At 64.1% G+C, this 15,146-nt stretch carries 13 protein-coding genes; all 13 read right to left on the bottom strand.

Annotated features, from left to right (window positions below; translation table 11 throughout):
• Nucleotides 1-240: 240 nt before the first annotated feature.
• Nucleotides 241-420 (bottom strand): hypothetical protein, encoded by a 180-nt coding sequence (locus GX444_08200; GenBank protein ID NLH48571.1) that lies wholly within the window; start codon nucleotides 418-420, stop codon nucleotides 241-243.
• 79 nt (nucleotides 421-499) lie between these two features.
• Entirely contained in the window at nucleotides 500-1,111 is a 612-nt protein-coding gene (locus GX444_08205; protein ID NLH48572.1) for a hypothetical protein, read from the bottom strand.
• Nucleotides 1,112-1,144: 33 nt separating this feature from the next.
• On the bottom strand, nucleotides 1,145-1,789 hold the full coding sequence (locus GX444_08210; protein NLH48573.1) for a hypothetical protein: 645 nt from the start codon (nucleotides 1,787-1,789) through the stop codon (nucleotides 1,145-1,147).
• A gap of 40 nt (nucleotides 1,790-1,829) precedes the next feature.
• Nucleotides 1,830-2,456 carry a hypothetical protein gene (locus tag GX444_08215; GenBank protein ID NLH48574.1) on the bottom strand — a complete coding sequence of 209 codons (627 nt, stop codon included), beginning with the start codon at nucleotides 2,454-2,456 and terminating at the stop codon, nucleotides 1,830-1,832.
• Nucleotides 2,453-4,300, bottom strand: a complete 1,848-nt coding sequence (locus tag GX444_08220) for a hypothetical protein (protein ID NLH48575.1) — start codon at nucleotides 4,298-4,300, stop codon at nucleotides 2,453-2,455. The genes GX444_08215 and GX444_08220 overlap by 4 nt, the downstream gene beginning before the upstream one ends.
• Nucleotides 4,275-4,676 carry a hypothetical protein gene (locus tag GX444_08225; GenBank protein ID NLH48576.1) on the bottom strand — a complete coding sequence of 134 codons (402 nt, stop codon included), beginning with the start codon at nucleotides 4,674-4,676 and terminating at the stop codon, nucleotides 4,275-4,277. Before GX444_08225 ends, GX444_08220 begins: the two co-directional genes overlap by 26 nt.
• Nucleotides 4,677-4,697: 21 nt before the next feature.
• A complete protein-coding gene (locus GX444_08230) occupies nucleotides 4,698-8,003 on the bottom strand; it encodes a hypothetical protein (GenBank protein ID NLH48577.1) in 3,306 nt (1,101 codons plus the stop codon).
• Nucleotides 8,004-8,033: 30 nt separating this feature from the next.
• A complete protein-coding gene (locus GX444_08235) occupies nucleotides 8,034-9,470 on the bottom strand; it encodes a hypothetical protein (GenBank protein ID NLH48578.1) in 1,437 nt (478 codons plus the stop codon).
• A gap of 40 nt (nucleotides 9,471-9,510) precedes the next feature.
• A complete protein-coding gene (locus tag GX444_08240) occupies nucleotides 9,511-10,197 on the bottom strand; it encodes a hypothetical protein (protein ID NLH48579.1) in 687 nt (228 codons plus the stop codon).
• Nucleotides 10,198-10,242: 45 nt separating this feature from the next.
• Nucleotides 10,243-11,565, bottom strand: coding sequence for a hypothetical protein (locus tag GX444_08245; protein ID NLH48580.1), 1,323 nt, complete (start codon nucleotides 11,563-11,565; stop codon nucleotides 10,243-10,245).
• Between the two features lie 231 nt (nucleotides 11,566-11,796).
• A complete protein-coding gene (locus GX444_08250) occupies nucleotides 11,797-12,282 on the bottom strand; it encodes a hypothetical protein (protein ID NLH48581.1) in 486 nt (161 codons plus the stop codon).
• Nucleotides 12,283-12,324: 42 nt separating this feature from the next.
• Nucleotides 12,325-13,206 (bottom strand): hypothetical protein, encoded by an 882-nt coding sequence (locus GX444_08255; GenBank protein NLH48582.1) that lies wholly within the window; start codon nucleotides 13,204-13,206, stop codon nucleotides 12,325-12,327.
• Nucleotides 13,203-15,101, bottom strand: coding sequence for a glycosyltransferase (locus GX444_08260; protein ID NLH48583.1), 1,899 nt, complete (start codon nucleotides 15,099-15,101; stop codon nucleotides 13,203-13,205). The genes GX444_08255 and GX444_08260 overlap by 4 nt, the downstream gene beginning before the upstream one ends.
• Between the last annotated feature and the right edge of the window lie 45 nt (nucleotides 15,102-15,146).

The following is a 15,146-nucleotide window of genomic DNA, read 5'->3' on the forward strand; positions in this document are numbered from 1 at the left end:
CAAAGCCCGATGCAAAACGGAAAATCGAAAGGGAACAACCAACTGGACGTGGGTCTATCAGGCCTCGGCTCCGAACTCTACGTAACCAAGGGGACATTTTTGCTGCACAGTTGAGGGGACATATTGCCTAAGTATAAACAAGGGTTTTTTAACCGTTCTTTTCATTCGTTCGGCGGGTCGGCAAACGGGCCGTCGTACCGGCGTCCGGAGCGAGCGTAGATCAGTTATTTCCATACTTTATCATGAAAACACCCATTTAACGACCGCGCCGCCGATCGTCATCACTTGAAAGCCCAGCACGAACCACGTCAGGCGCTTGATCGACCGCAATTGCAGGTCGAAGTTCTCCCGCATCAACCCGCATTCGGCCTTCCGCACGTACAACCCGTTGTGATCGTGCGACGACAACGTCTCTTTCATCGCCATCCGCTCCCCTTCCCGCGCCCGGCGCGATGGTTTCGACCGCCCAAGAAGCAACCCGCTTACCCGTTGCGCCGCTTCACGTCAGATCCTTCCACGGAAACAACGGACTGCATTCGACGTGAAAAATCGCCGAGGCGCGGTAGGACGGCTGATGGGCCGAATCGCGAAACGTCACCCGCAACCGGCCGTTCAGCAGCGCAAACGAGTATTGAAAGACGCCGACCGACAAATCCAGGTTGTGCGCCGCGCCGCCGTCGCCAGTGTAAAACGTCGCCTCGGACGACCGGTCGAAAAGCCGCGCCACATTCGCCCCGCCCGGTCCGTACCGGCCGATATCCGCCGCCGGCGCGCAATAATCCCAAACGACGATCCGCACGAACCGTCCATTGACCCCATAATCCTGAAAGGACGCCGACACCGCGCCCACGTAATCGTCCGGATCGAACAACAAAACCGGTTGCTCATGGTAAAGGCACAGCCAGGAGACGAACGCGGTGCCGCTATCCGGATGAATTCCGTGCGGCAGCCGTTCGGCTTGATAGGCGCCGGGAAGCGAAACCGCCTTGCTGGACTGCAGCAACCGGGCCGTCAGGTATTGCCGATTGTAATGCCGCGCCCGCACCGGCGCCCCGCTGCCGACCGTTCCCGAAAAAAAGCGGCAACCGTTCCGATCGTAATAGAGCGTCATGCGCAAACCCTTTCCGTATCGCGCCGGGAGGCGTCAGAGGGACAATTCGGTCGGCAAGCGCGGCGAGCTTTCCACGCGGATGACCGCCACCGCGCCGTCGTTGGCGTTTTTGCGGAAATCCAACAACAGACTGCCGCGATAATCACCGTTGCGCGGCACGTGAAAAATGAAATCGCACCCCTGCGCGGCGAGGACAATGACGTGCCGGCTGGACAACTCGTGATCCGACGAACCGTCCCCGATGTAGACGAATCCCTCGGCGGGAGTGAACCCAGGGGAGCCGACCTCGTGGTCGTTCGCGCCGCCGGGCATGAACGGCGGATAATTCTGGCCGTTCGCCAGCGCGCGGCACCACAATTTGACCCGCACCATACAGGCGAAAAATCCGCGCTCGCCGAAATCGGCGGCAAGCGCGCCCGCGTAATCGCGCCGATCCACCAGCACGCGCGTACCGACGCTCGTGCCGAACGCCTGCCAGGTCCAGAACACCGCGCCGCTGTGGTGGACCATTTCGGTGAGGCACGGATGAATCCAATTGCCGGGCAGGCTGGCGGCTTTGACATTTCGCAGGAAGTGGCAATTGTCGGCCAAGGCGCTCAGATGTTGGAGCCGGATCCCCTGCCCGACCGCCACCTCGGTCTCGCGCAACCGCTGGCCTTCGTAATCGACGTATTCCATGGTTGATTCACCTGCTTTCGCTAAACTCCAATCGACCCACTTAGAAAGAAGGCGGCGCGAACACCGGCCCGCACTCGACGAGAAATTTGACCGCCGCGGCTAGCAAATCATCGGCATCGGTCGTGTTGTCGGCAAAGGCGGCCCAAAGGCCGCCGCCGTCCGCCTTGCCGACGGAAAACGTGAAAACAAACCGCCCGTCCGCGAAGGAACAGCCGCGGCTAACCTGCTCGGCCGGTCCGTCGGGCGGCAAATAGAGGTGCGCCACTCCCGGCGCGCCGCTCAGGTGGTCGTCCTCCATTCCCGGCAAGTACGAATAGATATCGCCTTTGAACAGCGCCCAGCAATGAATCGACACGATCCGCCCGATAAATCCGGAAGCGCAAAACAAGGGCGATAAAATCCCCTCATAATCACGCGGGTCCACGATGCGGTGCGACGAACCAGGCTCGAACGGCAGCAACAACCAGAAACAGGCGCCCCCCTCCGCGACGGCTGTCGCAAAGCCGCGTGTGCAGTTGCCCGGCAGGATCGAACTCCGGGTGTTTTTTAAAAACGATGCCGCGTTCAGCAACCGGTTGTGCAAATACGCGTAAGTCGGTTTGGCGACCGCCGCCGGATCGGCCTGCCAGCTCAAGCCCTCGCCGTCCCGATACGGAGTCGAACTCATGTTTGCGTCCTCCACCGGCTGTAGTCGCTGATCCGGCCGCCGTCGTAAGGCGAACACCACCAGCCGTAAGCGATTTTGGTTTCCTCGGGAAGCGTTTCGTCGAAGTCCGGCAGCGTTTTGGTCGCCCAGACGCCGCCGTGAAAATCGAGTTGGCGCCGGACGAGCTGCAACGTGACCGCGCCGCTCTCGAAATCGCGCTGGCTTTGCAGAAGGTAAAACAGCGATCGCGAAAAGCCGTCGCCCTGCCAGCTCACGCGCATGTTCGGCAACAGCGAAAGCCCGACGATCGGCAAGCGGACTTCGAGGAGCACCGCGGGTTTTTCGACGAGCGCCAGATAGCGGTCGGCAATCTCCAGCGCGTCGATCTCGCGCCAGATCCAATCGCTTTCGATTTGCAGCACCGCCGCGCCGATCCCCGTTTTGCCGCGCCGCAGACAGCGTTCGTAGCGGGCGGTCCGGGGATTGCGGCGGTACCGCAGTTCCACGCCGTCATAACGCCAGTTCGGCGGATCGAGGCGATGCCGTTGCGAATCCTGCACGACCAGGCTGTCCAAATCCGCCACCGTTTCGCTGTCGGGGTCTTCCCAGGCAAACAATTTGTACGGCGCGATTTCAAAACAATCGCCGCGCACCGCCAGAACCAGGCCTGCATCACGACACAGGTCGGCGATCCAATCGGTGATCAACCGGCGGCGACGATCCAGGAAAGCGCGAAAGCGAAACGGCGTCGTGACCTGGGAAAAGCTCGTGCCGATTTGCTCCGCGGCCACCCCGCCGTAACGGACCAACAGGTCGCGGACCAGATCGACAGGGTCCTCGAGCAGATAGCCGTCCGCCGCGTCCAGATTGCCCCGCGCCCGGATCACGAAAACCTGATCGCCGCGCTCCCAATGGTTGTTTTCCGGGTCCGCCTCGCCGTTCGACCGCAGGAGCGCAAACGCGCCGTTCGGCTGACCGTTGGCCGTTTCCGCCTTGGTCGGGAATTTTCCCCGCCAGGCCGGCGAACCGCGCAAAATGCCGCCGGGAGCCTGCCACTGGGCCACCTCGCCAAGCAGCCCGAGTTGCCCGCCGATGCCGGGATCGGCCAACCGGCAGCCCAACAATCGGTTGCCGGCGTCCATGGCGACCCGGCGATCCACCACCGCCGCGGGCAAGGCAAAGTAGCTGGGCCGGTCGCTCCAATCGCCGTAAAGAATCGGCACGGGTTCGCCGAGCAGGTTGGGATCGAGCAAATCCTGCTCGTGTTCGTCCGTCGCCTGATCGAAGGAACGAAACGGCACGAGACGATCGTGCCGCGCCAGGTAGGTTGTCGCCCGAAAACGGAAGACCTCGGCGGTGATCTCGACGCCGTCCTGCAGCACCTGGCCCCGGAAAAGCAGCGAGTCCTCGTCGAGGGTGTCGCTCGTCGTGCGATACAGCCAGACCTCGACGGGCCGGAAGGATTCGCCCCCGGTCAAATTCGCGTGCAACAAAACGAGCAGTTCCTCGACTTGTTGCCGGCCCAGATGATGACGGGCGATTTCGAAACTGAAATCGGGCAGCACCACCGAGGGCTGCACCCGATCGCCCACCGATTCGCGAATCATCGCCTGCGTGACAATCCGGCATTCGTAAACGCCGGCATCGCTTGCCGCCGGCCCCTGTCGGATGAACACCGACGACGGCCCCACGGCGAAACGACGCCAGGCCGTGGCCGGGTAATGAAAACCCAGCTTCACCAGGAAGCGTTCCCGCGAGACCTCCGTGATGTCGGCGCCGGCCAGCCGCGCCCATTGCTCCCCAGGCAGCAACGCCGGTTCCGCGGGCTCGGCCTCCACGTCAAAGAGCAACGGCCGCCATGCCATGCCTGACCCTCCTTTTCGCCGCCCCGGTCGAAACCGGCGCGGATCGCCCGGCCGCGCGCGACCTCGCCCGAACCGCCGCCAGGTATTCCAGCAAATCCGGCGATTCGAGCAGGGTCGCCAGCAACAGATTGGCGGTGCGGTCGACAACCGCATCGTCGTCGTGCAAATCCGTTTCGCCGGCGGCGTTCCAAATGCCGTGCAGCACCTCGTGCAGCAAGGTCGCCGCCAGACAGCAAAAACCCTGGCCGGTATCCAGTTCGATCCGGCCCTGGTCGTGGTCGGCCCGGCCGAGATAGCCGTCGAGGTTGGCCGACAACCGGACCTCGTAGACGAACGGCCCGATTTTGATCAACGCCGGCGGTCGCGGTTCAGTCATGATTCGCCTCGTCCGAAGGTTTCATTCTCCGGCCTCCTCGATGCGCAGCACCGTCGTGCCGTAATCATCGCCGCGCATGCGCCAATTTTGCTGCTCGTCGCCGAAATAGCCGTACACGGCCAGGCAATCCTCGGTCGGCGCCGCTTCGCTCGACGACAGCGCCTCCACCGATTGCACTTGTTCCGGCTTCAACAAAACGAACACCGGATCGTGCCGGCCGGCCTGCCGGAAAGCCTGCAGCAGCGGTTCGCGCTGGTCGGGACGGAAATCCTCGAGCCGGATTTCGGCGGTGCGCACGTAGACCGGATTGGCGGCGTAGCGCGCGCCGGGTGCGGCGAACAGGCGGGCATATTCCTTGACGCCCCAGGAAAAGTCGGCGGCGAAGTTGTAGGCCGGTTGCACGAACCCCGCGCCCTCACCGATCGCCAGCAGGCGACCGAGCTGGAAAAACGCCGGGCAGCTGCCGAACCCTTCCGGGCCGAAGCTCATTTCCAGCGTCAGCCGGCTGACGTTTTTTCCCGCCAGATCGGCCACGAGCGTCGGCTGACCGGCCAATCGCGTCAGGTTGTACCGGCCGACCGATTCGACGCCGTTCGCCGATTCCGTGCAAATCAGGTTCAACCGCAATTCGCCGGACGATCGCGCGAAGGAATCGAAATTGTGCCCCAGCAAGGCCAGATACCGCAGCGGCACGAAGCGGCCGAAGTCCAAGGTGAGCGAGGCGAAGCCGGTTTGCGCGGACCGCCATTTGACGCCCAATCGCGGGTCCAGCACATTGGCCGCCGGATAATCCGTCTGCCCCCCGACATCGCTGACCGCGGCCGTGTCGCCGCTGAATTCGTAGGCCAGCACGAAGGACGCCGTGGGCGTCATGACGTCCGCCGTTTCCGGCGTATCGCAGTCCTGGAACCGGACGAGCAATTGATACGGCCGGCCCTGGATCAGCCCATGCGAATACGGCACCACCTCTAGGGCGCGCGTCACGAACTGACCCGCCTGTCCCGGCGAGAGAACGAACGGATAAATCTTGTCGTCCTCGTAGCGGATCAGCGGCGCGGTATGCTGGTCGTGGCCGATTTCCCGTATCTTGATCCAGCCGATTTGCCCGGTTGCCGCGCCGGATGCCGGCCCGGAATTGCCGATGATCGCCAGTTCGATGCCCCGGCGATAAACCGCCGGCTCGCCGTTATTCACGATCACGCTGCTGATGACCGGTTCGTCGACATAGGCGGTGATCACCGTCCCGGCCGATTCATGGCCCATCTGATCCAGGTGGGTAACCTTGTAGAGGTAGCACCCGTACGCTTCGAGCGTCTCGTCGAAAAACGCGTGATTGGCGCCGAACAAAACTTCCTTGCCGGCACCGCCGAAACCATCGCGGCGCAAGACGAGCCATTCCTCGGTATTATTGTCCGAGCCGATTTTGGCGGCCTGATAAAGCCGGCTGCCCAGGTAATCGGAATTGGTCGGCAACCGCCAGCCGAGCAGGATCCGTTGGCCGAATTCCTGAAAATAGACCTCGGTATCATCCGGCGCTTCCTCGTCCGGATTGACGAAGCCGCCGCCGTCGGGCGTGCCGTAGGCATAGCCGTTCGCCGACGACAAACTTTGCACGCGCGGATCGACCAGCGGCTGCACCGTGCCCGGATCGGCCGAAAACGCCACCGAATCGTTCGTCAAATCAATCTCGGTCAGACCGGCGGCCGTCCCGACCGCCACGCGGCCGTACCCCGCGATCTCCTCGATACCGTAAGTGTCCTGACGAAGGCCCGCCAAGGCCGTGCAGGACAAGGCGTCGACGGCGTTCACCCCGCCGGGCAGCACATTGAAATTCGCCTGATTCGCCGCATAGCCGCCGCGGCACCGGCCGTTGCTCTCGCCGAGGCCGGGCCGGCTTTCATCGGTCTGGCACGCCCACAGGCCCGAGCGAAAACCGGCGAACACCACGGTCGCGTCTTCCGTCGCCGTAGTTGCCAACGCCAAGGCGGTGATATTCGATCGGGGCATCCCCCGATAGGCCGTGTTGAATTCCTGATGATCGTCCAAAACATGAAACCGGCAATCCATGACCGCCGGACTGTCGTTGCGGACATAGAGGTTCAAGGCAAGAGGGCCGGCCGGCAAGCCGTCGAGGGTCGCCACCGTCTGTCCCGCGCCGTAACCGAAGCCGCCGCCGGAGAGCCGCAACGACGACGTTTCGGCCGCCGGTTCCATGGTGCGATCGAACCGCAGCCAATAACGATCAATCGGAAAGTCGATCGAACCGATTTCCACGCCGTTTTGCAGCGCCGACAACCGGTCCGTCACGACGCCGTTCACCATTTCGCGCCGCCGTTGCAGGGCGATCACCTGCTCGTCGCCGTGCGGAAAATGAATCTGCAGCGACACCTGGCCGACGTGATCGTTCGCGTCGACCGGCCAGGCGGTTTCGAGCGAAACGTAGGCCGTCAACTCCCCGGCGATGAGCGCGTTGCGGCGTAGAAACACATAGCCGGGAGTGCCGTCTTCCTCGGCGGCGGTTTGCATCTGCAATTCGTAAATCCGGCAGGCGGACGCGCCGTGGCGATCGTCCAGCAGCCATCCCGCGGACAGTTCGCCGTCGGCGAAATCCTCGGACACGGTACCGCAGACCGTGGCATCGGCGAGCCAGCCGTTTTTACCCGCGGACAGTTCGGTCCCGTCGTATTTGACGGCGACCGTGTTGCCGCAAACAAAATACAGCCGCGAACCCAGACCGGACACTTTCCGCGGCGACAGATGCCGCCACCAGGGCGCCGCCCGATGCGAAATGCCGGTTTCCAGATCGACGATTTCCGCCTGGTAAATACCCGGCCGCCCGCTGACGCGGGAACAGACCGCCAGGAACCCCGCATGTTCGCCGCCATCTCCGGCCAGACCGTCGCCGTTGAAGCCGTAGATACCGGTCACTTCATCGGCCAGCAAAGCCGGCTGCGTCGTCAGCGACAGAAACGGCTCCCAGTCCGACGGCGTACTGTTCTCCTGCATCGTCCGCCAATTCAGGCGGTACACTCCCCGGCCTTCGTCGGCGAGATACAGGTAGCCGTTCAATTCCGTCGTTTGATGAAAGCCGCCGGCGTTCGGAGAAAAGGCATAGCCAAGCCGCCGATTCGCCGTCAGGTTGATGAGAACCACGTGAACGTCGGTCAGGTAGGCGGCCAGATATTCGCCGGTCATCAGGCGCCAGACCTGAACGTCCCGCACGACATTGGACTCGGGGCCGTCGGTCACGTGCAAGAACGGATCGACCCAGGCCGGTTCGGCGGTTGTTCGATAACCGCGCGTCAGCACCCATCCATTGGTTTCCACGAAACCGCTCCTTTCACTCGAGTGGCGGGATTACAGATACGCGTGGAACAGCTCGTAATTCGGTCCGGCTTCGTTCAACGTCAAAGCCGTTCCGGCCAGCGAAAGCGGGATCTCGGCATCCGCCGGCGCCTCGATTCCCGGCACGTCCAATTCGACCCGGGGCAGGTAGAACGCGTGGATCCGGCCGCCCTCCGTGCCGATTTGCAAAAGAATGCCGACCGATTCCTGCCGGGCCGCGGCGGCCCACGGCGCTTCGCCGGTTTTCAAAAAGCCGTCCAATTCCACTTTCACTTCGCGATCGGTCGGATACAGGTAGCCGGTGGCGACGGCCGAACCGAAACTTTCGTTGCGCAGTTTGACGTTTTCGGTCAACGCGATCTTGGCGCGGGTCACCTCAAACACGCGGTCGTTCAACCGGACCTGGCCGAAAATCCCGGCGATCGCCGCGCAGCACGTCGTCAGGTCGGGGTAATAAGGGGTCAATGCGGTGCCGGCTGGATAATCCTTCGCCGTCGTTGACGCGACGCCGCGGATGACCGACAGGCCGGGGTCTTCCTCGCCTTCGCCCGGAGTGGTCCCGACGACCGTGACGATTTCCGGCGACAGACTCTGCGGGGCGACCTGATAAAACGCCGCGCCGTTTTTCAAGATCGCGGCGTGCAATTCCTCCACGGGAAAAATAGTCGCGTCGGCACCGACATCCCGGGACAACGCCAGCGGACCGAACCGCGCCAGATCCTGGCCCAGGCCGGCCACTTCGATCAACGCCTCCTCGCCCGCCGACGCCGTAAAGGTCCAACTGTTCGGAATCGCGCCCGACACGCATTCGCCGTGGCGATCCAGCGCCCGATGCAGCGTGACGCTGCCCTGCGGGTTCGTCAGCAAAAAGTAGCACTGCGACGGTTCCAGCCGGGTTCCCGCCGCGGGCGCGGCCGGCAACGCCGGCTCCCAGGAAAGGCGAACACGATGATCCGTGGCGAACGATTGCACCTCGGAGATCACCACCGCCTGGCGTCCGTCGGCCGTTTCGATGCCAATCAGGCTTCCCGGGGAAAACGAACCGTAACTGCCACTCGCCAACGCCACGTCGCAACCGGACGTCGTGGGCGCCGTCGCGTTTTGTTCGCCACCGGCTAAGACCGTGGCCGCCGGCGTGGTCCGGATTTCGAAAGTCGCGCCGTACAGCGGATCCAGTTCCGAGGAAGCCGACGACCGGCTGCCGGCAGCCGCTGAGACCGGCGCATCCGCCAAGGTAATCGACCATTTGACTTCCCGTTTGCCGCGCAGACGCTCGCCAACGCTGCGATGATTCTTCCGGTCGCGGCGAACCCGTCGTTCTTCGCTCAGATTGATCACGGCTTCGCGGGCCTGAAACGCGCCGGCCGTCGGCGGGCACGCCGCGCCGTAGCCGCCCGTTTCCGCGACGGCGAACATTCTTTGCCGATAGCCAAGGCTGTAATCGGACATTTCGCTTTCTCCTCTGAAATGGTCGGTCTGATTGGTTCGTTCAACCGCGCTCGATCCGCAGCCCGCGCTCAAGGTAGGGCGCAACCAGCCAATAAGCGTCGACGCTCCACAGCATCCGCCCGGCCCGATCGCGGGCCGCAATCCCCTCGCCGAAACTCTCGACCCCGCGATGGACGGCGTCGGCCAGGTCGCGGTGCCGGCGAACCGCGCCGCGATCCACGGCCTGAAACGCCAGAGCGCGGCGAACCGCGATCGGCAGCGGCGCCAACAACAACAGACTTTTTCCCGCCAGCGGGGTCCGAAATCCCTTGCCCAACCGCAACCGGCTCGCCGACCGGTCAAAGGCGAGAATCGCGGCGGCCCCGCGATACTCTTCGTCGTCGGTCGGACCGATCAAGTGCGCCGCCCCGCCAGCCATGTCGGTTGTCAGCAAGGAAGCCGCCGCGGCCAGGGGCAGGACGTTTTCGGTGCTGCCGCGTTCGGCGGTGACGGAAAATATGCCGCCCAGTTGATCGGTGGGCAGGGCCCAGGGCTGATCCTCGAAAATCGCCTTGCCCCGCCACGTCAGGGTTTGAACGTCCGGCGTGACGTCCAGAATCGCTTGTTCCTGTTCGGCCCCGGACAACTCGGCCCAGAGCGCCGCGCGTTGCGTGCCGGCCAACAGCCGCGTCGCTTCCGCCGCGTCGATCCAGGCGTTTTGCTCCTTGGCGCCCAAGATGCAGTTCATTTCGCCTTCCTTTCGTGTGACGCGAATCCCACGTTTCGCGTCGCGTTACGAGGCCGCCCCGACAGTCCGCGCGATCCGCTCCTCGATCGTTTGCACCAGGTTTTTACCGGCGCCCGCTTCCACCAACTGACGCAGGCGCGACACGTCGGCGTCCAGATCCACCACTCCGAAATCGAGCGGCGGTTCGAGGCGACATTCCGCCGCGAGCGACTCATCGCCCAACCACCGTGCCGCCAGGCGGCAGGTCTTGAGCATGGCGCTCGCGGCGTTGCGCGCGACGTCCGACAGGGCCTGATTGGTGTCGAGAAAATCGAACGCCTTGCTGATGCCCGACTGCAGGCGGCCTTCGCGGACCGAGCCGCGCGACAGGTTCGCCAGCCGGTAGATTTCGTCGATCGCCCGGTCGATCTGCTCCATCAGCAACTGGGCCTGCGTGGCGTCCGGGCTGATGTACCGCGGCGCCGCGCGGCCTTCCGGATACAAAAAGATGCTGGCCGTGCCGAGGTGCGCGATATCGCCGTTCTCGGCGTATTCCTCCGCGCTGCCCTCCGCGACCAATTGCGAAAACGTCTGGCGGTAGAAAATTTCGGAAAGCAGGGAAGACAGGTTTAGGATGTACGCTTGAATGGGTTCGAGATCCTGCCCCAGCCCCTCGCCGGTGAGCGGTTCGCCCGCATCGCGGAATTTCAGCGGCAGAATCGGCACGAGGCCGGCCCGATTGGGCGTTTCGCCGCACGCCTGTCCCTTGCCGTCGAACAACAGGCAGGATGCCGGCGTCCAGAGGCGATACAGCACACCGCCACGGTCGGCGATCTCTGCTCCCTCGAACCGGCGGCGGCTGACCCGTTCGCGCACCAGCGCCATGGTCAGATAGCCGTCGGCATCGGTTTCCCAGTCGCGCAAATCGAGCGGATCGATGTAGTACAGGTACGGCCGCATTCCCATCGCCTGCCGCTCGGCCCAGTTGCGCGGCTCGTCATCGCCGGTGACCGCCGGTTCGTCCACGCCGATCAGCACGAAACCGAGCGCGGCGCTGAGCGGCGTCATGGCGCGGAAGAAGTCGAGCAATCCCGTGCCGCGATGGTCGGCATCGGTCTGCAAAAACTCGAGTCGGGCCGGCAGGCGCAGGGTCCAACGGGAGCGGAACAGATAATTGGCATAGGTATCGCAGATCGGCCGCAGATAATTGAGCAACGTGGCGCGCGCCAGGCGCCTGGTGAAATCGCGGTTGTTTTCCAGGCGGTGCGATTCCAGAGTCTGCCGCACGTAATCCTCGCCGCCGAAATACGCCGCCCGCCACCGCTGCCACCGCGCCGCCATGACCCGATAGGTCGGATGGACCGATTCGATCAGCTTTTGACCGGACATGAAGGGCCTCCTTCGCCCGACCGCCAGAATGGCGGCCGCGCGAAACTGTTTTCGCTTCAATGGATGGGAAGTCGTCTAGCAGGGTGTTGAAAAACACCCTGCGCGCCTCATGGAGGAGGCGCCGTTTTAAAGCTGGGTTGCCGCAACCCCGCGAAAAACGAAGGAAAGCGGAAACCGCGCTTTTCGCTTTCCGCTGTTGAAAAAGTCCAGGAAGGCTTTTTCAACATCCTCCTACGAGTCGCCGTGATCGTAACGAACGCGCGCCGTGACCAGCCCCAGCGCCACGCCATACGGCTTGCGCCAGTTGGTTTCCAACCGTTGCCAATCCGGCCCGCGCCATTCCACCAGGTCGGCCCGGACGGTCTGCGCCAGCGCGGCGCGGGCGGCGGAAAAACCGGCGGCGAGCGCCCGCTCGACATCCGTCGCCAGATTCTCCGTCTGTTCCAGGGCCGAGGCGCGCCACGAATCGCGGGCATAGGCGATCAGGCGGTAAACGAACTCGCGTTCCTCGCGTCCCATCGCCGACTTTTCAGGCAAGGCGCGGCTCTCGCGCAATTCAAAGCACACGGCCGGAAAACTTTTCGCGGTCTCCGGCCAAACGAGGTGTGGATAAACGACCTGGACCGCCGACCGATAAACCGGCGGCTGAATCCCGGCCAGCACGGCTTGGAATTGTTCGCGCAGGGCATGAACCAGGCTTGGCCTTTCCTCCGACATCTTTCACCCCTTCCGATTCGCCGTCTCTCGACGGCCCGCGGCTTAAAAAATCCGCCGATTGCGCGCTTCCTCGCGCCGCAGGATTTCGATCAGCGGCTCGGCGATGGATTCGGCCAGCGCTCGCGGGTTGCGTTCGGCCGCGCCTTCCACGTTGATTTGAATCTGGAAGGTGTTGCCCGGCGCCGGCAGTTCGCCCGTTCGATTCAGTTCGTAAAGCGATGTCGCGCCCAGACGACGCACGACTTCCCGCCGCAGCACGAATTCACCGGTCTGCAAAATCGCCGGGATTTCGTCCGATTTCAGTTCCCCGGCATGATGGCGCTCCCCCGCGACCGTTCCGCCGCCGTGGAAAATGAACGGCATCCCCTTCAGCAGGCTGCCGGCGCCCGCTCCCGCCCCCGAGGTCATCGCCATGATCGCGGCGTTGATGCCCTGGATGATCAGCATCTGGGCGGTGACCGAAATGACCTGCTTCAAGACGTTCTTCCAGGCGCGCTCCCAGTCGTAGGTGCCGTCGACCAACTGGCCGGCGATCCCGTCGCCGATCGTCGAAATGGCGCCGCCGACGCCGGCCTGGATGACGTTGCGCAGCGCCAGCCACTGGCCGGTCAACTGTTCGGTCAACTCGCTCGCCCGCCGATAGTTGCGTTCCACTTCCTGCCAGTCGGTGTCGCCGACCGGCATCACGCCGGACACCGCGCCGGGCCAATTGGGCGCTGTCGCCTGGGCTTGTCCGCCCGCCGGAGCGCTCCCGCCCGAACCCGCCGGAAACAGGCTTTTAACTTCCAGAACCTGGGCGCGAATCGTTCCCAATTCCAGGTTCCGCAGCCGTTCGCCCAGCACCTGCGCCGCGCGTTGGCCCCAGGCCTTCGGATCGGCGCTCGCATCGGCCGGGAACATCCCGGCCGGAGTCGCATCGTTCATGCTCGGTTCTCCGCTCTGGCGCATTCGCCGTTCCACCGGTCACGTATCCGCTTGACCCAATCGCCGACGTTTCCCCGGCGGGTCGCTTGCCCCGGATGAGTCCGATACCACAACACAACCTCGCGCAGATTGCGCATCGTCGCGCCGGCTCGCCACAGGCGCAGCCAGAGGTCCAAATCCTCCGCGACCGGCAGGCTGGTATCGTAACCGCCGACCTCGCGCCATTTTTCTTTGCGAATCAAAACCGTCGGATGATTGAGGAACCAATTGCCGCGCCGCACCGTTTCGTCGTCGATCACCGGCGGATGCGCCGTCGCATCGCCGAACGAACGCCCGTCCCAATGCACCAGTTGCCCGCCCAGCACATCCACTTCGGGATGGTCGGCGAGATACACCCACTGCCGCTCCAAGCGGTCGGCCGTCATCACGTCGTCGCCGTCCATGCGGGCGATCCATGCCGCGCGTCCGATTTCGATGCCGGCGTTGAGCGCCGCCGAGATGCCACGCGGCATCGGAAAGCGAATCAACCGCGCACGGGGATCGCCGGCGATTTCCGCCAGCACGCTCAACGTGGCCTCGTTCCGACTGCCGTCGTCCACGAGAATCAGCTCCCAACGAACCATCGTCTGCCGGCGCACCGACTCCCACATCTGCCGCAGGTAGTCCGCCGGGGTATCGCGCACCGGGCAGACAATGGAAATCCAAGGCGGCAAAGCGGCCGCGAACGCCGCGTGTTGCGCCTCGGCATGCCACGCGCCGTCATGCCGTCGCACCGCCATTTCCCGCGCCCGTCGCCCCCAAAACTCCCGTGCCGCCGCCGAATCCAACGAACGCAAGGCGTCGAGCAATTGCCAGTCGGTCCGCCCGAGAATCGCCGCGCCGTCGCTCGTGAACGGGATCCCGCCGACCGCCCGCGCCACGACCGGCAAACCCGACGCCATGGCTTCCACCAGCGCGTAACTGCCCGTTTCCTCCTCACTGGGCACCAGAACGGCGTCCAATCGCCGATATTCGCCGGGCATGTCCGCCGGCGATACATCGCCTTGAAATTCGACGAACGGCAGCGACCCGATCTCCCGGCGCACCCTTTCAACCCATGGGTTCCAGCGCCCCTTTCCGATAAACCGCAACCGCCAGGCGCCAGGCGCCCAACCTTTCAACGCCGTCAGAAAACCAAGCGGTAATTTTTCCATGCTGAGCCGGCCGATCACCCCGGCGACCAGCGGCGGCTCTTGCCGGACGACGCCCGGCCGGAACCGTTGCAGATCGACTCCAAGCGGCAGGATGCGTAGCGCCGGCCAGCTATCGTGGGTCGCCCGCGAAGGCGAATTGGCGAACACCGCCACCGGCTCGCCCCACGCCGGCCGCAGTGACCGCAAAACGTATTCGCCGTGGATCACCCAAAAAAGCACGCCGCTCACGGGAACGTACCGGCCGTACTCGAATTGCGGGCCGTGATGAACGACCACCTCCGGCGCCAATCGCCGCAGCAAATCCGCCGCCTGGCCGGCCGAAGCATCCGCGAACACCTCTGCGCCGGGGAACGCAAACACGCGCTCGCCGCCCGGTGCGATCACCACCGTCCGCCAATGGTGGCCGCAATGCCCGCACCATTCGTGAATCATTCGTTGCGCCCCGCCGACCGACAGCGGCCAGGGCATGACATGAGCAAGCAGCGGCTTGATTTCGCGCAATGCGTCCGTCACCGCCGTCAAAACAGGCGCCGGGGGAGCGGGAAGAATCCGATTTCTTCCCGCGGGCCGGAAAAGCCGGTTCGCGGCGTCGCGGCTTTCTTGCCAGCCTTTGCGTAACAGCGCCGGCCGCCGCTCGCGCCACCAGCCCGCCGGCACTTGCGTCCGGCGGCCGCGCGCGTTGACAACCCAAACCGTATCCATGCCCTCCCCCGACGAAATATTTTCCGGCGACAGCGGTCAGGCCGT

This window comes from Myxococcales bacterium (genome assembly GCA_012517325.1).
Taxonomy (GTDB): domain Bacteria; phylum Lernaellota; class Lernaellaia; order Lernaellales; family Lernaellaceae; genus JAAYVF01.

What these genes read in the sequence shown, in the direction of transcription:
- GX444_08200 (NLH48571.1), bottom strand. Translation starts at nt 420, where the DNA reads ATGAAAGAGACGTTGTCGTCGCACGATCACAACGGGTTGTACGTGCGG.
- GX444_08205 (NLH48572.1), bottom strand. Translation starts at nt 1,111, where the DNA reads ATGACGCTCTATTACGATCGGAACGGTTGCCGCTTTTTTTCGGGAACG.
- GX444_08210 (NLH48573.1), bottom strand. Translation starts at nt 1,789, where the DNA reads ATGGAATACGTCGATTACGAAGGCCAGCGGTTGCGCGAGACCGAGGTG.
- GX444_08215 (NLH48574.1), bottom strand. Translation starts at nt 2,456, where the DNA reads ATGAGTTCGACTCCGTATCGGGACGGCGAGGGCTTGAGCTGGCAGGCC.
- GX444_08220 (NLH48575.1), bottom strand. Translation starts at nt 4,300, where the DNA reads ATGGCATGGCGGCCGTTGCTCTTTGACGTGGAGGCCGAGCCCGCGGAA.
- GX444_08225 (NLH48576.1), bottom strand. Translation starts at nt 4,676, where the DNA reads ATGACTGAACCGCGACCGCCGGCGTTGATCAAAATCGGGCCGTTCGTC.
- GX444_08235 (NLH48578.1), bottom strand. Translation starts at nt 9,470, where the DNA reads ATGTCCGATTACAGCCTTGGCTATCGGCAAAGAATGTTCGCCGTCGCG.
- GX444_08240 (NLH48579.1), bottom strand. Translation starts at nt 10,197, where the DNA reads ATGAACTGCATCTTGGGCGCCAAGGAGCAAAACGCCTGGATCGACGCG.
- GX444_08245 (NLH48580.1), bottom strand. Translation starts at nt 11,565, where the DNA reads ATGTCCGGTCAAAAGCTGATCGAATCGGTCCATCCGACCTATCGGGTC.
- GX444_08250 (NLH48581.1), bottom strand. Translation starts at nt 12,282, where the DNA reads ATGTCGGAGGAAAGGCCAAGCCTGGTTCATGCCCTGCGCGAACAATTC.
- GX444_08255 (NLH48582.1), bottom strand. Translation starts at nt 13,206, where the DNA reads ATGAACGATGCGACTCCGGCCGGGATGTTCCCGGCCGATGCGAGCGCC.
- GX444_08260 (NLH48583.1), bottom strand. Translation starts at nt 15,101, where the DNA reads ATGGATACGGTTTGGGTTGTCAACGCGCGCGGCCGCCGGACGCAAGTG.